The 25734-nt window shown below is 57.4% G+C and carries 20 protein-coding genes and 1 other RNA gene; 12 read left to right on the forward strand and 9 right to left on the reverse strand.

Going from position 1 to position 25734, the window contains the following annotated elements; all coding sequences use genetic code 11:
* Positions 1-9: 9 nt before the first annotated feature.
* Entirely contained in the window at positions 10-2118 is a 2109-nt protein-coding gene (locus tag EU556_RS13155) for an alpha-L-arabinofuranosidase C-terminal domain-containing protein (protein WP_135434552.1), read from the reverse strand.
* 332 nt (positions 2119-2450) lie between these two features.
* Between EU556_RS13155 and EU556_RS13160 the strand changes: the two genes are divergently transcribed.
* Positions 2451-3587: a LacI family DNA-binding transcriptional regulator gene (locus tag EU556_RS13160; RefSeq protein ID WP_135434553.1), complete on the forward strand. Its 1137-nt coding sequence runs from the start codon at positions 2451-2453 to the stop codon at positions 3585-3587.
* Between the two features lie 180 nt (positions 3588-3767).
* Positions 3768-4568, forward strand: coding sequence for a DUF547 domain-containing protein (locus EU556_RS13165; protein WP_135434554.1), 801 nt, complete (start codon positions 3768-3770; stop codon positions 4566-4568).
* A 130-nt stretch (positions 4569-4698) separates the two neighbouring features.
* On the opposite strand, the gene EU556_RS13170 is transcribed toward EU556_RS13165, so the two are convergent.
* Both EU556_RS13170 and EU556_RS13175 read right to left on the reverse strand, forming a co-directional pair.
* Entirely contained in the window at positions 4699-5562 is an 864-nt protein-coding gene (locus EU556_RS13170; RefSeq protein ID WP_135434555.1) for a sialate O-acetylesterase, read from the reverse strand.
* Positions 5563-5629: 67 nt separating this feature from the next.
* On the reverse strand, positions 5630-7495 hold the full coding sequence (locus tag EU556_RS13175; RefSeq protein ID WP_135434556.1) for a glycoside hydrolase family 2 protein: 1866 nt from the start codon (positions 7493-7495) through the stop codon (positions 5630-5632).
* Between the two features lie 431 nt (positions 7496-7926).
* Between EU556_RS13175 and EU556_RS13180 the strand changes: the two genes are divergently transcribed.
* Complete coding sequence (locus EU556_RS13180; RefSeq protein WP_135434557.1) at positions 7927-8946, forward strand: LacI family DNA-binding transcriptional regulator; 1020 nt, start codon at positions 7927-7929, stop codon at positions 8944-8946.
* Positions 8947-8993: 47 nt separating this feature from the next.
* On the opposite strand, the gene EU556_RS13185 is transcribed toward EU556_RS13180, so the two are convergent.
* The 4 genes from EU556_RS13185 to guaA form a co-directional block, all read right to left on the reverse strand.
* The gene (locus EU556_RS13185) at positions 8994-10244 is read right to left on the reverse strand and encodes a M1 family aminopeptidase (protein ID WP_135434558.1); all 1251 of its coding nucleotides are present in this window, start codon (positions 10242-10244) and stop codon (positions 8994-8996) included.
* A 91-nt stretch (positions 10245-10335) separates the two neighbouring features.
* A complete protein-coding gene (locus EU556_RS13190) occupies positions 10336-13566 on the reverse strand; it encodes an AsmA-like C-terminal region-containing protein (RefSeq protein ID WP_135434559.1) in 3231 nt (1076 codons plus the stop codon).
* Positions 13567-13872: 306 nt separating this feature from the next.
* Positions 13873-14592: a type 1 glutamine amidotransferase gene (locus tag EU556_RS13195; protein WP_135434560.1), complete on the reverse strand. Its 720-nt coding sequence runs from the start codon at positions 14590-14592 to the stop codon at positions 13873-13875.
* Positions 14593-14695: 103 nt separating this feature from the next.
* Positions 14696-16228, reverse strand: a complete 1533-nt coding sequence (gene guaA, locus EU556_RS13200; RefSeq protein ID WP_135434561.1) for a glutamine-hydrolyzing GMP synthase — start codon at positions 16226-16228, stop codon at positions 14696-14698.
* 234 nt (positions 16229-16462) lie between these two features.
* On the opposite strand from guaA, the gene EU556_RS13205 reads away from it, so the two are divergent.
* From EU556_RS13205 to EU556_RS13230, 6 genes are all read left to right on the forward strand, one after another.
* The gene (locus tag EU556_RS13205) at positions 16463-16888 is read left to right on the forward strand and encodes a carboxypeptidase-like regulatory domain-containing protein (protein WP_135434562.1); all 426 of its coding nucleotides are present in this window, start codon (positions 16463-16465) and stop codon (positions 16886-16888) included.
* Positions 16889-17048: 160 nt separating this feature from the next.
* Positions 17049-17145: signal recognition particle sRNA small type (ffs, locus tag EU556_RS13210), an RNA gene on the forward strand.
* Between the two features lie 209 nt (positions 17146-17354).
* Complete coding sequence (gene fsa, locus EU556_RS13215) at positions 17355-18011, forward strand: fructose-6-phosphate aldolase (RefSeq protein WP_135434563.1); 657 nt, start codon at positions 17355-17357, stop codon at positions 18009-18011.
* 118 nt (positions 18012-18129) lie between these two features.
* Complete coding sequence (locus EU556_RS13220; protein WP_135434564.1) at positions 18130-18333, forward strand: fructose-6-phosphate aldolase; 204 nt, start codon at positions 18130-18132, stop codon at positions 18331-18333.
* A 125-nt stretch (positions 18334-18458) separates the two neighbouring features.
* Positions 18459-19172: a cell division ATP-binding protein FtsE gene (locus tag EU556_RS13225; RefSeq protein WP_135434565.1), complete on the forward strand. Its 714-nt coding sequence runs from the start codon at positions 18459-18461 to the stop codon at positions 19170-19172.
* Between the two features lie 43 nt (positions 19173-19215).
* Positions 19216-20115 carry a glycosyltransferase family 2 protein gene (locus EU556_RS13230; protein ID WP_167855567.1) on the forward strand — a complete coding sequence of 300 codons (900 nt, stop codon included), beginning with the start codon at positions 19216-19218 and terminating at the stop codon, positions 20113-20115.
* A gap of 98 nt (positions 20116-20213) precedes the next feature.
* Here the strand turns inward: EU556_RS13230 and EU556_RS13235 are convergent, their stop codons facing one another.
* A complete protein-coding gene (locus tag EU556_RS13235) occupies positions 20214-21125 on the reverse strand; it encodes a hypothetical protein (protein ID WP_135434567.1) in 912 nt (303 codons plus the stop codon).
* Positions 21126-21285: 160 nt separating this feature from the next.
* On the opposite strand from EU556_RS13235, the gene EU556_RS13240 reads away from it, so the two are divergent.
* The 3 genes from EU556_RS13240 (at position 21286) to EU556_RS13250 (ending at position 24582) form a co-directional block, all read left to right on the forward strand.
* Positions 21286-22437 (forward strand): DegT/DnrJ/EryC1/StrS family aminotransferase, encoded by a 1152-nt coding sequence (locus tag EU556_RS13240; protein WP_245327617.1) that lies wholly within the window; start codon positions 21286-21288, stop codon positions 22435-22437.
* 152 nt (positions 22438-22589) lie between these two features.
* Positions 22590-23396, forward strand: a complete 807-nt coding sequence (locus EU556_RS13245) for a M48 family metalloprotease (RefSeq protein WP_135434568.1) — start codon at positions 22590-22592, stop codon at positions 23394-23396.
* A 145-nt stretch (positions 23397-23541) separates the two neighbouring features.
* Positions 23542-24582, forward strand: coding sequence for a Gfo/Idh/MocA family protein (locus tag EU556_RS13250; protein WP_245327618.1), 1041 nt, complete (start codon positions 23542-23544; stop codon positions 24580-24582).
* Between the two features lie 268 nt (positions 24583-24850).
* Here EU556_RS13250 and EU556_RS13255 read toward each other — a convergent pair whose 3' ends face one another.
* Entirely contained in the window at positions 24851-25696 is an 846-nt protein-coding gene (locus EU556_RS13255) for an SDR family oxidoreductase (RefSeq protein ID WP_135434569.1), read from the reverse strand.
* Between the last annotated feature and the right edge of the window lie 38 nt (positions 25697-25734).

Raw genomic sequence — 25734 nt, forward strand, 5'->3', positions numbered from 1 at the left:
GGCGGCTGATTAACGCTTGCCCGGAATGCGCAGCACCGTGAACGAGTTCGGGGCCAGCGTGTAGGTCACGTTCGAGGACTTCACCTTGAACGATTCGTCCTTGGGGGCAATGTTCATGGGCTGCTCTAAGCTGTTCACGGCATTCAGGTCGTTGCTGGCCAGCACGGTGGCTTTACCGGCTTTGCCCAGCTTCTTCACGCCCTGTAGGTTGATGGTAACCGGACGTGCCGCCGTGGAGTAGTTCACCAGCTTCACAATGATTTCGCCGGTTTTATCGTCGGCCGTGGCGCTGCTGAACAGGTTGCCCTCCCCATTTTTGGCATTGCCACCGCGCTGCACGGGCAGCATGGTGGTGCCAGGGTTGGTGGAGTACATCTTCTGCACGTAGTAGTTCGGCGTGCCGTACGCTTTCAGGTTGTCAAACCAGATCATATCGGGCGTCCATTGCCAGGCATCCACGTGGGCAAACAGTGGGGCGTAAGAAGCCATTACTACCTTATCGGCGTTGCGCTCTAGGCCAGTCATGAAGGCCGCTTCCGAGATGGCGCAGTCCCAGCTGTTCTTGTTGTCGGGGCTACCGATAGCTACGCTCTGGGCAGCGTACTCGCCGGCGAAGATCTTAGAGCCGGTGGTGGGGTAGTTGTCGTAGCGGCCCACGTTCTGGCGGAACCATTCTGGCTTGGCGTAGTAGTGCTCGTCAATCACCTCGGCGTTCAGCTCGCGCAGGCGTTGGGTAGCCTTAGTGAACAGGTCGCCGTCGGGGCTCGGGCCCGCGCTGGATACGATGTTCATCTTGGGGTACTTCGCCTTAATGGCTTTCATAAACGGCTCGTAGCGCTCCAGGTACTGAGGGCCCCATTGCTCGTTGCCAATGCCGATGTACTTTAGGTTGAACGGTGCGGCGTGACCCATGGCTACGCGCTTGGCGCCCCAGGGGCTGCTGGCGGAGCCGTTGGCAAACTCAATCAAATCCAGGGCATCCTGAATGAAGGTTTCCAGCGTTGGGTCGTCGTCTTCGTGGTTGTGCGACGAGCCAGTATTCGGGCCACTAGCTGCTACCCCCGAAACGGGGGCCAGCTCGGCGGAGTTGAACTGGCAGGCCATACCCACATTCAGAATCGGCACGGGCTCGGCGCCAATGTCTTCGGAAAGCTGGAAATACTCAAAAAATCCCAGACCAAACGACTGGTAGTAGTCGGGGGTAGAGCGGTGCTTGAACTCCATGTTCCAGCGGTTTACCAGCGGCACGCGGTTGGCCACGTCGCCGATAGTTTCTTTCCACTGGTATCGCTCCGTGAGGTTGCGGCCCTCCACAATGCAGCCACCGGGGAAGCGCAGGAAGCCGGGGTTCATGTCCTTGAGCAGCTGCACTAAATCGGTGCGCAGGCCATTCTCGCGGTTTTTGTAGGTATCCTTCGGAAACAGCGAAACCACGTCGATGTCGAGGGTGCCAGCTCCTTCCATGGTCAGCTTCAGGCGAGCCCGCTGGGCCGTACCCGACGACTTCAGCACCGCCGTGTACTTCTTCCACTCGCCCGTAAGGCCCGTTATGGTGGTCTGGGCTAGCACTTTACCCGAGGGGCCAGCTTCGGGGCCGCCCGCGCCGCGACCTTCCTCCTCCAAGGTCACATTCAGGCCGCTCACGCTGCCGGGGCCTTTGCGCAGGTACACCGAGAAGGTATACTCGCCGCCCTGTTTCACACCCATGCCCCGGAAGCCTTCATTGATAAAGCCCGCGTCGGGGCTAGCCGTGGTGGCCGTCATGCGCAGGAAATGGTTGTTCTGGGCGCTGATGGGCTGCTGGCTCGATACCGTGTAGGTGGAAAGCGCAGCCGCACCCCGGATACCGCGCCAACCAATCAGGTGCTCATCCAGCTCAAACGACTTGTTCTTCACCAACTCGGGGTACAAGCCACCATCGGCGGCAAAGTTGATGTCCTCGAAGAAGAGGCCGTACATCGTTTTCTGAATGGGTGCGCCAGGCTTGTTCACCTGCACGGTGATGATATTGGCGGCGGTAGGGGCAGTCTGGGCAAAGGCAGCGCCTAAACCCAGCGTACCAAGGAAAGCTAGGCCAGTAACAAGCGGCGTAAGGCGGGTGGGAGAAGATGTGGGCATGGTGATAATGAAGTGAGCAAATGACACAGAAGTCGGAAAGGCAGGGAGTACAGCGCGATTCGCCTATGAATGAGATTTTCCAGGTTGGGGACACAGAAAATATGGTGAACCTACCTTCGTTTGGCACAATCGATTGTGTAAAGTAAACAGAAAATCAAATAAGTTGAAGGACATTTGAAAATAAAGGTCGAGTTCGGGGTGCAACTGTTCAGCTGCGCCAGTGTCCGTAAACCCTAGAATTCGGTTATAAATCAAATCCTGAATAGCTCAGAATGCGTTCTGACCCCAGATAGTTATATATTTACACAAAGCATTGTGCAGCATCCCGCAATATGGCTCCTCGAAAAAAGCAAGCACCCGAACAAAATACTACCACTCCCGTCTCTATGGCCGACCTGGCCCGGGAGCTGGGCGTGTCGATGACCACTATTTCGCGGGCGCTCAGCGACCATTATAGCATCGGGCCCGCCATGAAGCAGAAGGTGCTTAAGCTGGCCAAGAAGTATAACTACCAGCCCAACCGTTTGGCCTCGGCTCTGCGCAAAGGCAAAAGCCAGCTGCTGGGCATTGTGGTGCCCTATATCGAGGGGCGCTTCTTTCCCTCGGTGGTTCACGGCATTGAGTCGGCGGCCAGCAAAGCGGGGTACAACGTTATCATCTGCCAGTCGAATGAGGATGTAGCCCAGGAGCGCCGCAACCTCGATATTCTGCTCAGCGCGCAGGTAGCAGGCGTGCTGGTTTCCTTGTCGCGCACCACCCGCGACTTCCGGCACTTTGAGAAGCTACGCAGCCGTGGCCTACCGCTGGTATTTTTCGACCGTATTGTGGAGGGTGACAACGTGAATGCCGTGGTGCTCGACGACCAGGAGGGGGGCTACGTAGCGACGCGCCACCTAATTGAGCAAGGCTGCCGCCGCATTGCGCACATTGCCGGCCCCCAGCACCTGAACATCTATAAAAACCGCCGCCAGGGCTACCTCGATGCGCTCCGGGAAGCGGGCCTGCCCGAAGACGAGAGCCTGATTGTGTACACCGATATGGTACAAAGCCAGGCGGTAGATGCTATGCGCGAGCTGCTGGCCGCTCCTAACCGGCCAGATGGCGTGTTTGCCGCCGGCGACTACGGGGCCTTGGGCGCTCAACAGGAAGTGCAGCGACAAGGGCTGCGCGTGCCGCAAGACGTGGCCATTGCGGGCTTCAGCAACGAAACGTTCACCGTCGTGACGGAGCCCTCGCTTACCACCATCGACCAGCGCTGTGAGGAAATGGGGCAGGCCGCCGTACGGTTGCTGCTGGAACTGATTGAGGCCGATGGCCGACCCTTCGCGCCCCGCCAAGTGGCGTTGCGCCCCGAGCTGCTGGTGCGCAATTCCTCGGTGCGTAACTCCTCGGTGCGTAATTCTGCGGTGCGCCACCCCGAGCAAGAGCGCCTGGTAGAAGTAACTGCCAAGGCCCGCAAACTGGCGTAATGGGTAAAAGACACAAACTGCCTGGTTACTGACAGTGGCGGAGTGTATGCTAGGCCACTAGTTAAAAGAGGTGTATGCTGGACATTTCTGCGCCCAACAGTAAGCACGAGAAGTACGCTTTATCTCCAGCTAAAACTAACCGTGCGGTCGGCTCCGTATAGATTCCGAACTTCTCTCCGCATGCACTTGAACCGCATCTTTGCTTTCTCGCTTCTCGCAGGCACGCTAGGCGCCCTAGCCTCCTTCACCACTGCTCCCAAGTCCACGCGGACATATAGAGCTGATCTGGCCGTTGCACCCGCTGCCTTTGACCACTCCAGCTACGACCGGCTGCTGAAGAAGTATGTCAACGAAAAAGGGCAGGTAAACTACAAGGGACTAAAAGCGAATCAGAAGGAGTTCAATCAGTACCTGCAGCTGCTGAGCAAGAACCCGCCCACGGCCAGTTGGAGCAAGCCGGAGCAGATGGCCTACTGGATTAATGCCTACAATGCGTACACCATCCGCCTGATTTTGGACCACTACCCGGTGCAGAGCATCAAAGACATTGGCTCAAAAATTCAGATTCCGCTGGTGACCACGCCTTGGGCCTCGAAGTTCTTCACCATTGGGGGCAACAACATGAGCCTCGACGAGATTGAACACGGCACGCTGCGCAAAAAGTACAACGACCCGCGTATTCACTTCGCACTGGTGTGCGCTTCGGTTTCGTGCCCACGCCTGCGCAATGAGGCCTACACCGCCGCGCAGCTCGACCGCCAGCTCGACGACCAGGGCCGCGACTTCCTGAATAACCCGAGCAAAAACAAAGTCGGGAAGAGCGAGGCCCAACTTTCCAAGTATTTCGACTGGTACAAGAGCGACTGGACTGAGAACGGGCAGTCGGTGGCAAGCTGGGTAAACCGGTACTCCACCACCAAAATGGACCCCAACGCTAAGGTTACCTACCTCGACTACAACTGGAACCTCAACGGCCAATAGTCCTGGCAGAAGGGCTAACCCAACAGATGTACTGCCGCGCTAGGCCACTCCGCAACCTCGTTAGCGTTGCGGAGTGACCTAGCGTGTTTACTCTCCTCTAATTGTGCCGGCGCGCTCCGGCTACATGCGGCTAGCGGAGGCGTGGAAGGGGAGCCCGTTGTAGGTGCTGCATGGCTTTGGCGTAGCGGTGGCCTAGCAACCGAGCTGAGGCCGCATCAAAATGCAGTTGGTCGCCGCGGTCATGGGTGCCTTTGCTGCTGACATAGGTGTAGTGGCCTACGTCTTGCTTGAGCTGAACTAGGGCGTGGTTGATGCGCTTTAGGCTGGGGTTTGGATGCCGCTTGCCATCGGGGTCGGGCCCGGCAAGTTGGAAAGCGGGCAGCTCACCGGCCACGAAGGGCACGGTTGGTGCCTGCAAATCTTGACGGAAGCGGCCAATTAGGGTCTGCAGCTTCTGGCGGTATGCCGCGCTTTTCTCCGGCGTGCTGTCCGTCTCGCCTTGGTGCCAGATAATGCCGGCCAGCGTGCCCTGCTGCAAGGCAAGGCGGGTCCGGGCTAAGGCATCATCGTAGGGCTTCACCTGAGTGTCGGGGAAGTAGGCGCCGGGCTGCCACACATCAATGCCCGAGCCACCCACGGCGCACGGAATCAGACCGATAACCACGCTGGTGTCCAGCGCCGCCATATCGCGCCCAAACGTGAGGCCGGGGCCCACGCCTGCCGTCGGCTTGTCGAAGTGAACGGGGTCTTGGGCTAATTCCCATTGCCCATCTTTATTTAACCGCAGCACCCGCGGGGTTGGCACGGTATCCTGAGCCTCCACTAGGCCGCGCCCCGCCATATTCGACTGGCCTACGAGCAGGTACAACTGAAACTTCTCCTTGCGCGGGGGCGGCAGCTGCTGGGTGCGAGCCACAGGTAGCAAGCTCTGGGCCTGAGCCGATGCGGCAAGTACGGGTAACAGCAACAAGGCAAGAAGCGCAGAGTAGGTCATGGCTGCACGGACCGGCGGCGAAACTTGTACGGAGATGCGGCAAGCTAAGCTCCTGCCGATAGAGTTATTACTTACCGTCGTACTGTTGCGCCATCTGCCGGTAATACTCCTGCAGCACGTAAAAGGCTTTCTTCTTGGTACCCGTGCTGGAAATTAATCCTTTGCGGTTGAAGCCGTTCTGATACACCGGGTGCTGGCGGCGGGTAGCCCGGAAGTCTGCCAGAATCCAGGGCGTCATGCCGCGGAGGTTCTTGATGGTGCTCAGCATTTTCAGCTGATTCTGATAGAGCGCCTCCTGGTATTCCTCGCTCCAGCGCGTTTCGGCGTCGCCGTGGTAGCCGGCCAGAGCATCGCCCCCAAACTCACTAATCATCACGGGTTTGTTGTACTTGATGTCGAAGGTGTACTTGGTGATTTCGCTGGGGCTACCTCCCCAATACCAGCCGGCGTACTCATTGAAAGTAGTCAGGTCGAGAACTTCGCCCAGGGGGTCGTCCACGTGCACTACGTTATCGGGGGTGCGGTGCAGTTCCAGGGCCGCAGAAATCAGACGGGTGTCATCAAGAGCGCGGGCCTTGGTGGCCAGGTTGGTCATGAACTTCAGGCGCGGCTCCCCCAAAGGCGTCTCGTTGCCCACCGACCATACCACCACACTGGCGCGGTTCTTCCCCATTGAAATCAGGTCCGAGAGCTGCGTTTCCGCATTCTGGTAGGTGGCGGGGTTCTCCCAGGCTATGGTCCAGTACACGGGTACCTCCGCCCAAACCAGCAAGCCCATTTCATCGGCCAGCTTCAGCATTGTCTCATTGTGGGGGTAGTGGGCTAGGCGCACATAGTTACAGCCTAATTCTTTAGCCCACGTCAGGAGCATGCGCAGGTCGCCTTCGCCGCGGGCACGCCCTGGTATCAGGGGGTTCTCATCGTGAATTGAAATACCCCGCAGATACGTTGATTTCCCGTTCAGTAAAATATCAGCACCGCGCGTCTGAATGGTGCGGAAACCGATCTGGTCCTGCACCATATCGTTGCCGCTGCTGAGGGCCACGTTGTAAAGCTTAGGGCGTTGCGGCGACCATCGCACCAGCTTTTTGGCGGGCAGCCGGAAGGTGGCACGTCCTGCCGCATCAGTCTTCAAAGTTTGCTTGAGGCCTGCCTCACTGATGGTAAGCGTAACCGATTGATTAGCTAGGCCATTGCCCGCGAGCTGCACGTAGCCCGCCATAGTATTGGGGTCGTTTTTGGCTAGCTGTACTTTGTAGTCGGTGATATAAGTATTAGGCGTTTCGGCAATGAATACGTCGCGGGTAATACCGCCGTAGTTCCACCAATCGGTATTTATGGTGGGCACCTCGTTAGGGTGGCGCGTATTATCAGCCTTCACAACCACAAAATTGTCGCCGTTGGGGCTAAGCTGGCTGGTGATGTCGTATTGAATGGGCGTGAAGCCACCCTTGTGCATGCCCAGCTTCTTGCCATTCAAATAAATGTGCGACTCATAGTTGATGGCTCCGAAGTACAGGAAGTACCGCTTGCCTGCTTTAGGCGCGAGGTTGAAGCTTTTCTTGTACCAGATGGTGCCCTCGTAGTAGAGTAGCTTGGGGTCTTGGGAGTTCCAGTCGCCGGGCACCTGCAGCGCCGCCGATTTATCAAAGTCGTATTCAATCAGCTCCGGCTCCTGCTTGCTGCTGGGCTTCTGGTTGTCGTAGTAGCCCCCTTTGCCCGATTTCGATTGGTCGAAGGCCTCGCGGCGGTAGTCGTAAAACCCATTCTCATAAGGGTCGATGATGTAGTTCCAACTGCCGTTGAGGCTGAGCACGCGGCGCGCAGGCGCATTCTGCAGTAAGGGCGACTGAGCTTGTAGCCGCGGGGACGTGACGCCGCCAACCAGCAGCAACACAAGCAGGAGAGGTTTCAGCAGGGGATGGGATACCATTAAGCTAGCGGGTAAATAGGTAGAGCAGTGAGCAGATTTTCAGGGCGTAAAACAGACGGTCAAGATAGCAATAGGGCTGCTGCATAAAACAACGAGTGGCCTAGGCCTATACCCGCCTCACAGCCGCGGCCGCACGGCGGAGCGCCCCATGCACGATTTTGCTACGGCCGGCAGTTGCAATGTCTATAGCCCTGCCTGCGCCCGCCAAGTACGCCACACTTGCAGTGATGTGAGTAGGCCCACATTAGTTTATCTACGCAAACGTTTACGATATCCGGTTCCAATCTTCGGCCTGGCGAGCTGTTAGGCGGCTGAGTTGGGCAAAACGCGCCACCAACGGCCATTTGGCATTGCCTAAAATGCGTTAGCTTTACCAAGCTCGGCTACAATTCACACCACTCACCTTTCTGGTTGTAGCACACGAGTAGTCCATGAATTCAGTGAATCTTAAACGGCTTGCCCAAGAGCTCAACCTATCTATTGCCACGGTGTCGCGGGCGCTGCAGGACAGCTACGAGGTGTCGTCGCAGACGAAAGAACGGGTGCGGGCACTGGCCGCTGAGCTGAACTACGAGCCAAACGCCTACGCCAGCAGCTTGCGCCGCAACATCAGCAAAACCATTGGGGTAGTTATTCCGGAAGTCAACAACCACTTCTTTTCTCTGGCCATCAACGGCATTGAGGAAGTAGCGCGGCAGAGTGGCTACCACGTGCTGATTTACCTTACCCACGAGGACTACGAGCGGGAAGTAGCCATAACACAATACCTGATGGGTGGGCGGGTAGATGGCCTCCTGATATCGGTGGCCAGCGGAAGCCAGGAGTTTTCACACCTAGAGAAGCTCTACGCCAGTAAGCCGGCCATCGTGTTCTTCGACCGGGTGTGCGACGCAATCCAGACCGCCAACGTAACCACCAACGATTACGAAAGTGGCTACCTGGCCACTCAGCACCTGATTGAAGCGGGCTGTACCCGCGTGGCGCACCTATTGGTGTCGGGCAACCTCTCCATCGGGCGCATGCGGATGCAGGGGTACCAGGCCGCCCTGCAGGACGCCGGCATCGAGTTCGACGAAACGCTGGTGCTGGAAGGAGACGCCGATGATGAAACCAACACGGCGCTTATCACCGACATGCTCCGCAGCCGCCCCGATGTAGATGGCATCTTTGCCTCAGTAGAGCGGCTAGTGATTAGCAGCTACCAAGCCTGCCAGGCGCTCGGGCGGGCCATACCCCAAGACGTAAAGATTATCGGTTTCTCTAACCTGGGCGTAGCTTCCCTGTTGGCGCCATCCCTCACTACCATCACCCAGCCTGCGTATGAGATTGGGAAGGAGGCGGCTAATATTCTGCTCAAGGCCATTGAGAAAAAGAAAGTTATTCTGCCAAGCCAGAGCCTAGTGCTAAAATCCGAGCTGTTTCAGCGGAAGTCAACGGAGCCCTGCCGCTAGCGCTAGGCCACTAACGCCGCGCAGGGTACTGGCCTGGCAACGCCCCATTAGGTGCTCAAGAGCTTCTCCAGCCACTGCCGGGTTTCTAGGCCAGCGGCTTGCTCCACAATCAGGAGAAACTCTGAGGTGGAGGAAGTTTTGCGGGCCGCCGTGGTAGCCAGAATGGCCAGAAAGGAAGCATCTCCGAGGCGGTCATGCAGGGCAGCGAGGATGACAGTGCCTTTGTCGTACACCACGCGCCGGTAGGTGGGGTAGGAGTGTGCTGTCTTATCGAACCCAATGATGGCTGGCGCCCCCGCGGCCGAAGCAACTCGTTTGGCTAGCTCCTGCCGATAGCCCGCGGTATCGGCGGTAGCCCGCAGGTACAGCAAGCTGGAGTACGTGGCAAAAGCCTCGTTCAGCCAGTCGTTGTAGTCATTAAAGGAGCCGTAAGCCCACCATTTGTGGCTGATTTCGTGCGCTAGTACAAGTTGGTCGATGCGCTTTCTAACGTCGAAATCGGGGTAGGTAATGACGGCTGCATTATCTAGCAGGGCAAACGCATCCCGATCTGCCCCCGTCAACAGAATAGCAAAGCGCGGGATGGGGTCTTGCTGCCCAATCGAGCGGTTGTAGAAAGCCACCACCCGCTCTGCTTCTGAAAGCATAAGACTATCGGGGTGGAGCAAGGGCGCGGCCGCCTTGCTTACCTTAATGGGGGTGGGGGCCCCGGTAGTTGCTTCATAGACGTGTTCTGCTGCTACTACGGTTGGCTCAATGGCTGAGGTGAGCCCCCGGAACGTAGAGCGCCCCTGGCTGTGGCGGATGGGTGGCCTAGAGCTGATGATGCGGTAGGTTTCTGGTGCTTGTACTTGCAGCACGTAGTCAATAAGCTCGTATTCCCGGAGGGGGCGGCTCGGGAGCCAGTTGCTGTGCCCACTAAGCTCCATCACCTCGGGAGTAGCAAACTTGGGCGGCATAGTACCCTGGTACGTAAGTACCACCCTGCGCCGCTGCTTGCCCGGGCGGTAAGTAAGCTCAATGGCCTGTACGGTGTCGCCAGCTGTGGCGTAGAAGCGGGGAGCTATTTGTTTGCGAACTGCTCCATGGCTCTCTAGGCCAGTGATGGTGAAGGCTTTGTTTAGGTTGAGCTGCACACTGGTTTCGGCGGCATCAGCCGGAAGTGTGAGCGTATAACGGCACCAAAACTGCTTCGTGCGGGGCTCCAGCTTCACGGCAATCTGCACCTGATTTGGGGTAGCTGCGCTGGATGAAAGGCTACTGAGGATAATACTGAGAAGTAGGAAGAGATATTTCACGGAGTTAGGAAGTTGCAGAATGGTAAAGCTATGCAAGCGCCAACACCTGCGGGGTGCGGCAGTAGCGGCCTAGGCCACTACTACAGCGTGGTTATTGCAACAGGCGCAACGTGGTATCGAGCGGCTGCTTGAGCAGGAGCCGTTGAAACTCCTGCCGCAGGCGGATTTGCTGCTGGCGCTGGTCTTGCTTTTTAAACAGGCCTACCTTGTACTTGCTGCCCGGTGTCCGGCGCAAACTAAGATATACCAAGCCGCGGCTGCGCTGATGCGCCGCCTCGCCGCTCTTGATGCGCTCAATGCGCTTCTCGTTGTTGCCGAACAGCGTTTGCATGGGGCTGAGGCCCACGTACAAGTTGGCGCGACCATCCAGGTGGTACTCTCCACTTATGGCCAGGTCGGTGAGGTTGCTGTTCAGGGGCAGGCTCGGAATCAGGACCCGGTTGCCATCTAGCACAAACTGCGGACTGACGGGCTCGAAGTACAGGTGGCTAGTGCGTTTCTCGCGCAAAAACTTCAGGGCTTCCTGCAGGGCAGTTACGTCCAGTAGTTCCAGGTTTCGGAGGTCTGTTTTCAAGTAGGCGTGGGTTTGGGCGAGTAGGGGCAGAAACGTGGCATCGAGGGTGGTGTGTAGGTCGCCCTCGCAGTGCATAGAGCCCCGAATGTTTTCAGGCCCCAACACGTCAAAACGCAAGGCCGCAGCCAGCCCAAATAGCTCAGAAAGGTCGATTTCTTGCAGCCGCACTTGGGCGTGTAGCGGGTGCCGAGCCCCTTGCTCGGCATCCATCTGAACCTTACCCCGCAAGGCCATGGTGCCCCCACAGGTTTGCAATGAGCACTGCTCCAGCGTAGCCCACCCCTCCGCCAGCCTGCTGCGCAAGCGAAAATCACTGCCCCTGAGCATGGAATACACAATGTGCTCGGCGGTGACTTCCACGCGGGCCGTAACGGTGCCATCCAAGAGCGGCGACATACCGGTAGCGGCTTTCGTGGACGCAGTTGGTGCCTTTTTGGCTGGGGGGGTGAGGGCCGCCAACAGCTGAAACAGCCGTTGAATATCAAGCGTCTGGTAACGCAACCGGATGTCGGCCTGGGCGCCTTGGAGCTCCGCACCATTGAGCTGAGCCGAGGCACTCACGCGGCCGGTGCCGCCGGCGCTGGTGCCAAACGTAAGGTATGGCACCTTAAAGGTAGGCCCCGTTTTATTGAGCCGTAAGCGCAGATTGGTCAGGTTCTCGCCCGCTGGCAGCACCACCTTGTGAATGGTAGCTTCCACCTGCCCGTTAGCATTCAGCACCATATCCTGCAGACTGGCATCGGGTGCTTGCGTTGGGACTTTGCGGCGGGGTGGGCGGGCCAGCAGCGCCAGAAAACGCCGGTACGAAAGCGTGTTGAACGTAACTGCCAAGCGGGCCGCCACGGGTTGGTCCTGTAGGGTATCGGTAGGCCAGCTCACGGCACCTTGCACCAGCCCATCCCACACCCGCATCTGCAAATTAGAAAGCTGCACCTGCTGGCCGTCGTGGCGGATTCTGGCCGTAAGATGGCGCAGGGTATCGGAGCGCAACACGAGCCGCTGGCATTGCAGCCCAATATTTAAGCGCATGCCCGGCGGAAACAAGTTGAGGGCCCGCGTAGCTATTTCCTGCCGCGGAGCAGACTTCTTGGGCCGTGCCCGCACCAGCGGGCTGCCCGCTGCCCGCGTAGGTGGCGCCAAAAGCTGCCGTACTCTGCTGAGGTACAGCTCATCTGCCACAAACGAGCCCGTAATGGTAGTGGTAGGGTGCTGCCCGGTGAAGTAGGCCAGTAGATAGGTGGTGGTGGCGTTGGCCCGCACGTGCATGCCGTTGAGCTGCCCCGTTAGGTTTTCCAGCTGCCACAAACTGTCGCGCAGGCGCACCCGCACGTTCAGACCCGACATATCGGCCCGGCGGTGCGGAACTGTAAACGATGCATTTTGCAGCGTGATAGTGCCCCGCACGGCCAGCGGGGGCAGTATGGTAGCGTGTCCGGCTTGTCGGGCGGCCCGCTCCGGAATTTCCGGGAGCAGACCATTCAGGTCGATGTTGAGGGCAGCCTGTCCGGCGCGGGCGTGCCACAGGTCGGGAGCCACTACAGTGGCCAGCGTTTGCAGCTCCGTGCGCCCCTGCACGTGCCCCGTGAGCACGGGTTGGGTGAAGTTGGTTACCCTAACGGTGGCCTGCAGTTCCCCCGCCGTAGAGAACAAGCGGCATTGCTCGAAAGCCAGATAGGTAGAGGTGGCCGAGTGCTCAGGCCCATTGTCGAATACACCGCGAGCATCCCAACGCCGAATCTGCCGCGCCGATCCTGGCCACCGCATCTGAGCGTTCCGCAGATCAAACCGCAATACCGTGCGAGGGCGGGTGAGGGGCCCGCTCAGCCCCCGAATGGTGTAGTCGATGCGGGCGCGGCTGCTACTAACAGCCCCGCTGAGGTAGCGGTGCAAGCTAGTGGGCAAGGCCACGTGCAAGACCTCCACCAAGGGCTGCTTGCCCCGGAAATGCAGGTTGAGGGTGGTACCGGGAGGCTGATCCGGACCTGCCGCCTGGTGGGTACCGTTGATTAGCACAGTGTCGCCGTTTAGAGTGGCTCGGGTGCGCTGAAACGTGCCTTGACGCTGCCGAAAGTCATACTGGTAGCGCACCCAGGCCGTAATGGGTTCCTGCTCAAACAAGTTGCCGCGCCCACTGCGCAGGTACTGCAACTGTCCCTGCAGGGTGCCTCGCACATGTCCCACGCCCCCGCGGCCTTGCACCGCAAGCTGGCCTTCTTGCACAAATGCCGAAAAGCCGCTGTGCTGCAGGTCATTTCGGTCCGTTACCCGCAGGTTATGGATGCGCAGGGAGTTCAGTAGAAAATCAGGCGGGGCGTAGGCGGCTTTGCGGTGGGGCCCTTTCCCGTGCAAGCTCCAATTGTGGCCTAGCGAGTCGGTGAGCTGTTGAAAATCAACATCGTGCAGGGTAAGGTGATCAAACTCCACGCGCCCCCGGAGCAGGGGCAAGGCCTGCAGGCGCACATCGGCGCGGCCAATGCGCAACACGGGCACGGCTTGGTGAAAGGCCGTATCCGTCAGGCTGAAGTGGCGCAGCGAAGCCGTGATGTGCGGAAAGTCATGCAGCCAGGAAAATTCTACCTCAAACGGCGCCAGCACCAGATCGGAGTTGCGAGCAATTCGCTCCCTCACCATCCGCGTCAGTTTCCGCTGGCCCCACGCCGAGCCTAGAAAATATACGCCCGTCCCAATGGCTACCAGCAGTCCCAGCGCAGCAATGGCCAAGAACTGGCGGAGGGAAGGACGTTTCATGTTGAGGATACAGTGCGGCGTGTAAAGAGGATTAGGCTAGTCTACGCAGAAACTCCACTAGTGGTGCTAGCTCAACAGTTATGTCGTGTGTTGTTGGCGGAGTGTACTCAACGAAAGTGGCCTACGCTGACTCGCTTGTTGCAGTGAGGCGCACGTATATTGCACGTAATCGGCTAGCAAGAGTACCGCTTAACATCAAGCCGCAAAAACATCTAGCTCATTATTTACGCAAGTTGCTAGGCCACCTTCTGTTTGTAGGATATCTACAATAAGAACCCAAGGTGCGCATCCCCAGATGCTAGCTGCTCAGTGACGTGAGCCCGGAGGGGCATTAAGAGCCAGCATCCCATCCAGCAGCGGATATAGAAAAGCCGGCGAGGTTTCCAAGGTTGCGGCTTCCGCCTGAATGGCCGTTGGGGTCTGCACAAAAGCCGCGGGTTTCAGTAGGTGTCCCTCGGCCTCCACTATCGACGCCAACCATTGGGCGTCTGCCTCGGGGTGAAACTGTAGACCTACTACTCGCTCACCCCATAGAAACCCCTGGCAACTGGTAGGCGGTGAGTAGGCTAGCAATTGCGCCCCGGGCGGCAGAGTGAAGGCATCATAATGCCAGTGCAGCGCTAAAACAGCCTCCGGCACGTGCCGAAAAAGCGAGTGTTGCCTTGCCTCAAGGGTAAACTGTACCGGCCAAAAGCCCACTTCCGGCTCGGCATTGCGGCCCACAGTAGCGCCCAGCTGTTGCGCCACTAACTGTGAACCTAGGCATAGGCCTAGTACTGGCACGTTCGCATCGAGGGCCGCCTTAATGGCGGATTTTTCCTGCCGTAGCCACGGAAATTCGGCTTCATCGTGCACACCCATGGCGCCGCCCAATACCACCAGCAGATCGGCGCGGCTAAAATCAGGTGACGCAGCAGTAGGGTTATGCCAGGCGCTTACGTGCAAGTGGTGGCCCCGAGTGGTGGCCCAGGCAGCAATGTGGCCCGGCCCCTCATCGGGCATGTGTTGAAAACAATGAATCTGCATGAATGGCGGCTGATAAAAAAGACCCGGAAGGCACTCTAAGTAAAACTAAAAAGAGCCACCGAAACTAATTCAGTGGCTCTTTCTTGCTATCAATTAAGCGGGCTTATTCCCACTCGATAGTTGCTGGTGGCTTCGAGCTGATGTCGTACACCACGCGGTTGATGCCACGCACCTGGTTAATAATGCGGTTCGACACGTCGGCCAAGAACTCGTAGGGGAGGTGAGCCCAGTCGGCGGTCATGCCGTCAACGCTGGTTACGGCCCGCAGCGCTACTACCCGCTCATAAGTCCGCTCATCGCCCATCACGCCCACGCTTTGCACGGGCAGCAGCATTACGCCGGCCTGCCATACTTTTTCGTAAAGCCCGAAGTTTTTCAGACCGTTGATAAAGATGGCATCGGCGCGCTGGAGCAGGTCTACCTTCTCGGGCGTGATGTCACCGAGAATGCGGATGCCTAGGCCCGGCCCGGGGAAGGGGTGGCGGTGCAGAATGTTGGTGGGCAGGCCTAGGGTGTGGCCTACCTCACGCACTTCGTCCTTAAACAGCGCCCGTAGCGGCTCCACAATCCGCAGGTTCATTTTCTCGGGCAAGCCGCCCACGTTGTGGTGGCTCTTAATAGTCACGGCCGGTCCTTTCACCGACACTGACTCAATCACATCGGGGTAAATGGTACCCTGGGCCAGCCAGCGGGCACCCTCTACCTTTTGGGCTTCACGGTCGAACACTTCGATGAACGTGCGGCCAATGGCTTTGCGCTTCTGCTCGGGGTCGGTGAGGCCGGTTAGGGCCGCGTAGAACTCCTGAGAGGCATCTACCCCGCGCACGTTCAGGCCCAGGTCTTTGTAGGAGTGCAGTACGTCCTCGTACTCATCCTTGCGTAGCAGGCCGTTGTTCACGAAAATACCGTGTAACCGCTTGCCAATGGCGCGGTGCAGCAGCAGGGCCGCCACCGACGAATCTACGCCACCCGATAGGCCTAGAATTACCTGGTCTTCCTCGCCGATGGTGCGCTGGAGGGTTTCCACCATCGAGTCTACGAAGTGCTCCGGCGTCCAGCTCTGGTCTAGGCCACAGATGGATACCACAAAGTTCTGGAGCAGGGTTTTGCCGTCGGTGGAGTGCGTTACCTCCGGGTGGAATTGAATACCATAGGTAGGCTGTCCTTCAATGTGGAAAGCGGCTACAGCTACTTCCGGCGTCCCGGCAATAATCTCAAACCCGGCTGGCAGGTCCTTGATGGTGTCCCCGTGCGACATCCACACCTGCGACTCCGTGGGTACGCCGTGCAGCAGGGGCGAGGCGTGCAACACGTGGCTGAGGCGGGCCCGGCCATACTCGCGGATGGTAGCGGGCATAACTTCGCCGCCCTGCTGGTGTGCCAGCAGCTGAGCGCCGTAGCACACCCCCAGTACAGGCACGTGGCCTAGGTACTTGGAGAGGTCGGGGTTGGGGGCTTCGGGGTCGCGCACGGAGCAGGGGGAGCCCGAAAGCACAACGCCCCGGATGTCCTCAGTGAGGTCCGGGGCGTGATTATACGGATGGATTTCGCAGTAAACATTCAGTTCCCGGATGCGCCGGGCAATCAGCTGCGTGTACTGCGACCCAAAGTCTAGAATCAGGATTTGTTGAGGCATGGGCAAAGGTAAGAACCACACCGAGGAGCACAAAATTGGCGGCGTCTATCTCCAGTGGTTTCTTTTTTCAACGACAGTTACAGGGCCTTCGCGTTTTGATAAAGTGAGTTCGGCAAAAGAAATGAACCCAAATGAATAAAAACCACTTACTTGTATAATCATATCCTAGTAAAAGCGTTTGCTCTAACTAAACTGCTAGTAAACACTTCTCATGTACTAAAACTGCTTGCGCATATGAAAGCATCTGTCCGTATCGTACTTAGCTTGCTAGCTTTTCTTACAGCCTTCTCAGTGCAGGCGCAAACCACTGCTGGTGGGATGCAAGAACCCATTTACCCGAAAGAAACCAAGGCAGAGTCATTACCCATCAAAGTTCTAACCGGAACTGTGTTTAATGATATGGGAGAGCCTTTGGCTGGAGCTAATGTAACGGTAGTTGGTGATAAAAATAATACAATTACTACAAACTCGGTTGGAGGCTACGTGCTTCGTACAACGGCTGCGCAGCCGGTGTTGCGCATTACGTATGCCGGGTACAAAGATTTAGAGCAGACGGTTAATCCGTTGCACCCAACCTCTTTCACCCTGGAAGCAGTAGCGAATTACAAGCGCGACCTCAAGAAGCGTAGTAAAGCCGCCGAAAAGGCCTACCGAAACTAGTGTTAACACCCGACGGTCGAGCTGTTAGTTGGGGCGTAAAGTAGGCGTAATGGCACGGTGTCAAAATTAATCTGGTTGATACTCTGCTAGTAGACTTGCAAAACACAGAAAAATGCGAAGAAACTTACCGATTCGCCGGAAGTGCTTTGTATCTTTGCACCCGGCGAGTCAGAACGACCAGCTCCTGCTGAACTCCCCCAGGACCGGAAGGTAGCAAGGGTAGGTGGTTGAGCGGTGCGATTTTGGCTCGCTTTTTTTTGCAATACATTCAGGTGTGCGTGTTAAGCGCAAGGAGTCTGAATTAGAGTATAAGAATACGCAAAAGGCGGCCCCCGGGTCGCCTTTTGCGTTATAGGCCAATCGGTGGTCCGCCTAAGCACAGGCCTAGCAGACAAAATCAAGCAGACCTAACACATTCGTTTGATTCCGTGAGTAGCTTTGGGCATCTTCTTTTCAAATCGTTCGCATGAAATTCTTTCTCGATACCGCCAACCTTGCTGAAATTCAGGAAGCCGTAGAACTAGGCGTGCTTGATGGTGTAACCACCAACCCTTCGCTTATGGCCAAGGAAGGCATCAAAGGCCTGGATGCCGTAATGAACCACTACCGCCAGATCTGCGAGATAGTAGACGGAGACGTATCGGCCGAAGTAATTGCCACTGATTTCGACGAAATCATTCGGGAGGGAGAGGCTCTGGCCGACCTGCACCCTAATATTGTGGTGAAGGTGCCCATGATTAAAGACGGTGTAAAGGCCATCAAGTACTTCTCCGAGAAAGGTATCAAAACCAACTGCACCCTCATTTTCTCGGCCGGGCAGGCATTGCTGGCCGCTAAAGCCGGTGCTACGTACGTATCGCCTTTCGTGGGTCGCCTTGATGATATTGGGCACGATGGTCTACAGCTAGTTCAGCAAATCGTAGATATCTTTTCCAACTACGGCTACCCCACGCAGGTGCTGGCTGCCTCGGTGCGTCACGTACCGCACCTGCTGCAGTGCGCTGAGCTGGGCGCCGACGTAGTAACCTGCCCGCTGAGCGTAATCAACGGCCTGCTTAATCACCCCCTCACCGACAAGGGATTGGCTACGTTCCTAGCCGACCACAAAAAGGTAAATAGCTAATAGCAACTGGAGCCTTTGGAACTTGGAACCTTACAGTGTAGTGGGCAGGCATTGTGCTGGTACTAACACTGCTGCCAAGATTCTAAGTCCTTAAGACCTTCTAAGTTTCTTCAGCCTTATGTATATCATCAAAGTAAAAGGCAAGGCCAAGATTCCGGATTACATCCAGCTGCGCGACGAGAACTTCGTGCTCATTGCGTACTTCCGCGCCGACCGTCCTCTGAAGGATTTGCATCGTTACGGGTTGGAAAACAAGGAAACTGAACTGGCCGGACTCATTTCGAGCCTGGAGTTTGGCAAGTTGCAGAAGCTGGAAATCTGAGTTGTATAGTTTGCCGTCATTCCGAGCGGAGTGAGGAGCGGGAAGTGGCCTAGCGCCTATTCACCTCCTTACTTGGCTCGGAATGCTATTTTTTTGAACTGCTCGCTGCCCGTATCTTCGTTTCTATGCCTACCTCGTCCGCCCCGGTTATTGAGCTGCACGACGCCTACATTATGCAGGATGTAAACACCGTGCTGCAAAAGGTCACGTTTTCGCTGGAAAAAGGTGAGTTTGCCTACCTGGTGGGGCGCACTGGCTCCGGCAAAAGCTCCCTGCTCAAAACCCTGTATGCCGACCTGCCGCTGCCAGCGGGCTCCGGCACCGTCGTAGGCTTCCCGTTGCCGAAGCTGGCCGGGGGAGGGAAGGTACCCTACCTGCGCCGCAAGCTGGGCATTATTTTCCAGGACTTTCAGCTGCTCTTCGACCGCTCCGTGGCCGACAACCTGTTGTTTGTGCTGAACGCAACGGGCTGGAAGGGCAAGGCGCGTAAGCAACAGCGCATTTCGGAAGTGCTCATGCGAGTAGGCCTAGCCAACTCAGCCAGCAAAATGCCGCATCAGCTCTCAGGCGGCGAGCAACAGCGCGTTGTGATTGCGCGGGCATTGCTGAACGAGCCGTTGCTCCTGCTGGCCGACGAGCCCACGGGTAACCTTGACCCCGACGTTGCCGACAGCATCATGCGCCTGTTTGTGGAAATCAACAACTCCGGTACGGCAGTGCTCATGGCTACCCATAATTACCAGATTATCAAGCAATACCCAAATCGGGTGCTTAAGTGCGAACAGGGAAATTTGCTGGATTCTGCGCGGACGCCCTTTGAGCTGAAAATGGAAAACTAACGGTGCTGGTACGCTCCAAGTCCTGACCTGCAACGCCCTCAATGTGAATGCCCCCGCACTATCCGTGCTGATTCCCGTGTTCAACCGCGACGTGACGCCGCTGGTACGGGCGCTGCTTGGGCAAGCACACACCTGGGGAGGGCCCGTAGAAATTCGCTGTCTGGATGATGGATCGGGGGAAGAAGTGCGATGCCTCAATCGGGCGCTGGCGACTATAGGCACCGTACACTACGACGAGTTGCCGCAGAATATTGGTCGGGCAGCCATTCGTAACGTATTGGCGGCTCAGGCCCAATATGAGTGGCTGCTCTTGCTTGATAACGACAGTCTGCTTCCTGATGAGCACTTTCTAGCGCGCTATGCGGCAGCATGCCATCAGGCACCGGTGCTGGTAGGGGGCACTACATACTTAGCAGCTCCGCCCAGCAGCCCCAGCCTGCTCTTACGCTGGCTATATGGGCGTCGCCGTGAGGCGCGCCCCGCTGCTGTGCGTCAGCGTGCCCCGCATGGACAGCTCTCTCTTAACAATTTGCTTATCAAGGCGGAAGTATTCCGCCGGCTAGGCCTCGACGAAAGCCTGACGCGTTACGGGCACGAAGACACCAAATTTGGGTGGCTGCTGCGTCGGGCAAATATCCCGGTCGTGCACCTCGACAACCCCGTGTTGCACGACGGGCTGGAGCCCGCAACCATCTTCCTGCAGAAAACCCACGATGCCGTCCGTAACCTGGTGCAGCTGTACCGCACGGAGGGGCTAGGCACCGATACCAAGCTGCTGCAAGCGGCCCTGCGGCTACAGCGCTGGGGGCTGGCGGAGGCCGTTTGCATTGCGTTCCGGCTGCGCCAGCACCAGGTACGCCGTAACCTGCATTCGCGCCACCCCAGCCTCCGCCAGCTTGATGCTCTCAAGCTCTACTGGTTGCTTCGCGAGCTATTGGCCTAACTTAGGGGGGCAGGAACAAGTAGCAAATAGTTAAACATAGCAAAGGCCCGGCTCCTGTGAAGAGGCCGGGCCTTTACTGTTTTGTGAAACCGGAAGGGCTAATCGTTGTCGGTATTTTTCACTTCCGACTTCACTTCTTTGTAAGCGCCTTTCACGGCGCTGCCTACTTTCTTGCCAACCTTCGCGGCACCTTGGCCTACGTCTTTGCCGGCTTCCTTCACATCCTGAGCGGTATTGCTGGCCGCCTGACCAACTTTGCTGCGCTCATCGGCCGTGTTGGCTTTTACATCCTGCGCTTCACCGCTCACAGCGTCGGCTCCCTGCGCGGCACGGGCTTCAGCTTTGTCGAATGATTTGAAGGCAGCATACTTCAGCTTCTCTTTCTGAATTTCAGCTAGGTCACGGGCCGGAATATCTTTCTTCACCTTGTCGTAGGCTTCATCCAGAGCGCGCCACTCAGAGTTGATATAGCGCCAATCGTCGATGTCGTACCGGTCTTCGTTCTGCTTGATGTTGCTTACGAAAGCCTCGTAAGTAGTCCGGGCGTTGGCGGCCGTAAGGCTAGCGGCCGGCGACATAGGCTTGTAGTACTTACCTGGTTTCAGGTTCGCGGAGCTGGTGCTGGAAGTAGCAACCGCGTTCGGACGGTTCTTCCACGCCATGTCGCGCTTGTCGTAGGCTGTGGTGTAACGGGTGCGCAACTGCTCAATTTCCTGGCGACGTGCGTCGTCATACTGATCAGAATACTTGTCTACTGCTGCTACCTTGGCATCGAAGTCAGATTTGAGCTGGTTGGTTTCCGCTTCATAGTCAGCTTCGGCCTCGTCGGCTACGTTCTCGGCTTTGGTCTCCGTGTTCGAGACAAAGGTTTTAAAGTCGTTGTAGGCCTCTTCGCTTTCCGCCGATACTTCTTTTTTATCGGCGTTGGAGCAGCTAGTTTGCGTGAAGGTCAGGCCACCAGCCAGCAGCACGGCAGCAAGGGCGTTGATTGTTAAGGTTTTCCTGAGCATGGTAGTAGGGAATAGGCGGGAAAAAATGAGAGAGTTCGGACGTGAAGAGAGGAGTAACCCGATTAACGGGTGAGCTATATAGCGGGTTACGTATGCCCTCCGTGGCAGGTTTTGCTAAGCATTCTATCTTTGAAGCTCTTCTATACCCCTACCCAATTTGTTGTCTGCTTCGCTGTTTCCGCCTACGCCTATTCAACTGCTAGACCTTCAGGCTCAGCACGCGCCTATCCAGCCGGAGCTAGACGCAACCCTACGCGCTACCTTTCAGGAGGCGGCTTTCATTCAGGGTAGTGCCGTGCAGCAGTTTGCCAGCGAGCTAGGCCAGTACCTGGGTGTGCCGCATGTGATACCATGCGCCAACGGGACTGACGCCCTCCAACTGGCGCTCATGAGCCTAGGCCTGCCAGCCGGTACCGAAATACTAGTGCCCGCCTTCACCTACGTGGCTACCTGGGAAGCCGCCGCCGTGCTAGGCCTAGTGCCAGTACCCGTCGATGTTGACCCTGCTACCTATAACCTCGACCCCGCCGCCGTTGCCGCCGCCATTACGCCCTGCACCGGCGCAATACTGGCAGTGCACTTGTTTGGGCAGTGTGCCGATCTGGAAGCTCTTCGCCTGCTGGCCGAGCAGCACGGGGTGGCGTTGGTGGAAGACAACGCGCAAGCTATCGGGGCCACCTTTACAACCTCCACGGGGCAGGTGTGGGGCGCCGGCACGGTGGGGGAGGTAGGCACTACTTCGTTTTTTCCCAGCAAAAACCTGGGTGGTTTCGGCGACGGTGGGGCGTTATTTACGCGGGATGAAGCGCGGGCCCAGCGGCTGCGCCAGCTCGCCAACCATGGGCAAAGCCGCAAGTACTACCACGAGCACATCGGCCTGAACTCCCGCCTCGACACGTTGCAAGCGGCCCTGCTGCGCGTGAAGCTGCCCCACCTCCCGGCCTGGACCGCCGCGCGTCAGCGCATTGCTGCCCAGTATGATGCCGCTCTGCTAGGCCACTCCCGCCTACGGCCGCCGGGCCGCGACCCACGCAGCACGCACGTCTTCCACCAATACACAGTGCAAACTCCCGATGAGCCTGGCCAGCGAGAGCGGCTGCAACAGTATCTGGGGGCGCAGGGTATCCCGAGTGCCGTGTACTATCCGTTGCCAAACCATCTGCAGCCTGCCTACGCGTACCTAGGCCACCAGCAGGGGCAGTTTCCGGTGGCTGAACGCCTCGCTCGCACCGTACTATCCCTGCCAATGCACCCCATGCTAACTACCGAGCAGGTGGCCTACATCTGTCAGGTACTGCAAGCCTGGGAGTAAACCGGGAGACTGGATCAAAGCAGTCTAGCTGGCTCACTTGCGCGCTACTCTTCCGTAGCGGCCCAGACCATTCATGCAGAATGCGGAGCTAGCTGGCACTGTTTTTTCTTGCAGCCGTATTACTCCCCTCGTACTTGTTCTCTTTTCTGTCTATGCGTCGTCCTTTCTTAACCCTCGTTCTGCCGCTGGCTGTTGTGTCGGCTATTACTTCCGCAGCCGTTACGGCTCCCCTTCAGGGCTTCAACCTTTTCTCCATCAACCAGGATATTGCGCTGGGGGCGCAGGTAGCTCGCCAAACCGATTCGCTGTATCGCGCTAAAGGTCAGCTCCTGGAAAAATCTAGCCACGCCCGGGCTTATACCTTGCTCAACGGCGTGGTAAAGCGTGTGCTTGATAATGGCAACCTGAAGTACCGCACCCAATTTCCCTGGGATGTGCAGATCATCAAAGACGATCAGACGCAGAATGCGTTTGCTACGCCCGGGGGCCACATCTATGTGTTTACGGGGCTGATCAAGTTTCTCGACAATGAGAACCAGCTAGCCGGGGTGCTCGGCCACGAAATTGCCCACGCCGACCGCCGCCACAGCACGCAAATGCTGCAGCAACAATATGGCATTAGTCTGCTGGCGGGCATTGTGCTGGGCAACAACTCCAACCAACTGGTGCAGATTGCAGCTGGCCTAGGCCAGCTTAAGTTTAGCCGCGGCTTCGAAACCGAGGCCGATAAATACTCTACTATTTACCTCAACGGCACCCGCTACTACGCTTGCGACGGGGCCGCGGGCTTCTTTATTAAGGCTGAGAAGCAGGGCAGTGGCGGCACGCCTGAGTTCTTGAGCACGCACCCCAACCCCGGCTCACGCATTACCAATATTCAGAAGAGTGCGCAACAGCTTGGGTGCACTAACCGCAACGTAAGCAACGCCAACTTCGAAGAGTTGAAGCGCCTACTCTAGGACACTCTTCGGCTGGCCTACGAAGATCAGAACTCCCGCAAACCCTTGGCTTTCTAGTAGAAGGCCACGGGTTTTGTTTTGTGCGGGAGAAACGCGCATTTTTTCGGAGCTTGCGGGCGTGCTCCCTGCCTTACCCTAAGTCCTCTTGCCCAGTATTGCCCCAGTTCGTTTCGTTATTTGCGGCGTAGGCCACATCGGCCGTCGGCACGCAACGCTGGTGGCGCGCCACTCCGGAGCGCAGCTGGTTGCCTTAGTCGATACCCGGCCTGAACTGGCCGCGGAATTGCAGGCGGAATTTCCAGGTGTGCCTTTCTTTACTTCCCTGAATGCATTCTTGTTGGCTGATTGTGAGGCTGATGTACTAACTATAGCTACACCAAATTACCAGCATACGCCACAAGCTATAGCTGGCCTAGCCCATGGCTTGCACGTGCTAATTGAAAAGCCAATTGCTCTGCGCACCCCCGATGCCGAAGCTGTGGTGCGCATGGCAGAGCAAACGGGCCATCTGGTGTTTGGCGTGATGCAAAACCGCTACTCACCGCCCGCTGCCTGGCTGAAACAGCTCGTGGATGAAGGGCGGCTAGGCCAGGTATACTTGGTACAAATCAACTGTTTCTGGAACCGCGACGCACGCTACTATCAGGCTGGCGCCTGGAAAGGCACCCAGCAGCAAGATGGGGGCACCCTCTTCACGCAGTTCAGCCATTTCGTGGATTTACTGTATTGGGTGTTCGGCGATATTACCAATATCACGGCCCGCTTCCGCGACTTCAATCACGAGCAGTTGACGGACTTCGAAGACTCGGGCCTAGTAACATTTGACCTAGTAAGCGGGGGTAGTGGCACCCTGCAGTACAGCACTGCCGTGTGGGACCGTAACCTGGAAAGCTCCCTGACGGTGGTGGCAGAGCACGGAAGTCTCAAAATAGGTGGTCAGTACATGGATAAAGTGGAGTACTGCCACTTGCGCGACTACACGTTGCCCGCTTTGCCCCCCACTAACCCCGCCAATAATTATGGCTCCTACCAGGGCAGCGCTGCCAACCACGTGCAGGTAATTGAGAATGTGGTAGAAACTGTTCAAAAGCGCAGCCACGCTACTACTAACGCCCTCGATGGCTTGAAAGTAGTAGAGATTATCGAGCGGATTTATCAGTTGAAAAATACTTCGGGTACAAGCTGAGAGAAGCTCACGTTGCACTAGAGGGCATGCCAACAAGGCGCCTCAACAGTAGCGGCACATACAGCGGGTAGAGTAGCAAGTTCACGCAAAAGAAACCTTCGGCCAGCACTGCATATGACAGGCTTGGACAGCCAGCGTCGGTTAGCGTAGAGTAGGTGCTAGGCCACACCTGAGAAACCGATGTGAAAAGTAGATGACGTAGGCCCCAAAAAGCAACAGAGGGCTTACAGTGAGTAAGCCCTCTGCAAATTCAGGAGTGTGCCAGTGCTTAGCGTAGTGCGGCGGCTACGGCTGTAGCCAGGGGCGTAGTTGGGTGCCCAATGAGCTGGGAGAGCTGGCGGCTCTCATCAAAGAGCGCTCCGGCCGCGGCGTCAGCGTCCCAGCTGGCTATACCGTGCGCAAAGCCCTCAGGCACGCCGAAGCTTGTGAGGGCGGCGGCATACTCCGCTACGGGCAGGTCACGGTAAGGAATGTCTTTGCCGGTCTGGCGCGAAATTTCGGCAGCCAGGTCAGAAAGCGTATAGGCCTCGTCGCCGGCCAACTCGTAGGTCTTACCCTCGTGACCCTCCGTGGTTAGAACGGCTACGGCTGCATCAGCAAAGTCGGAGCGGGTAGCCGAAGAAATTTTACCGTTCTGGGCGCTGCCAATAAAGGCGCCGCCGGCCACCGCGCCGGGCACCGAGTGAGTGTAGTTTTCGGTGTACCAGCCATTACGCAGCAGGGTGTAAGCAATGCCCGAGGCACGCAGGTCGGCTTCCGTAGCGCGGTGTTCTTCCGCTAGGCTCAGGGTTGAGGTGTCGGCGTGCAGCACGCTGGTGTAAACAATACGTTTCACGCCAGCTTTCTTAGCGGCCTCAATCACGTTGCGGTGCTGCGTTGCGCGCTGGCCTACTTCACTCGATGAAATCAGTAGCAGCGTGTCTATGCCGGCCAGTGCTGTTTCCAGCGTTTCGGGCTTCCCGTAGTCGGCGGCACGAGTTTCTACGCCCAAATCGGCGGCTTTCTCCGGGTTGCGAACCAAGGCCACAAGTTGGTCGGCGGATACTATAGCTTTCAGCTTTTCGATGACGAGGCGGCCGAGCTGGCCCGTCGCGCCGGTGATGGCAATGCGCATATTTTTGATGGTTGAGTTATGGATCGGACAAAAGTATG

Origin of the sequence: Hymenobacter fodinae (assembly GCF_004745825.1) — a bacterium.
In the GTDB taxonomy this organism is placed as follows: domain Bacteria; phylum Bacteroidota; class Bacteroidia; order Cytophagales; family Hymenobacteraceae; genus Hymenobacter; species Hymenobacter fodinae.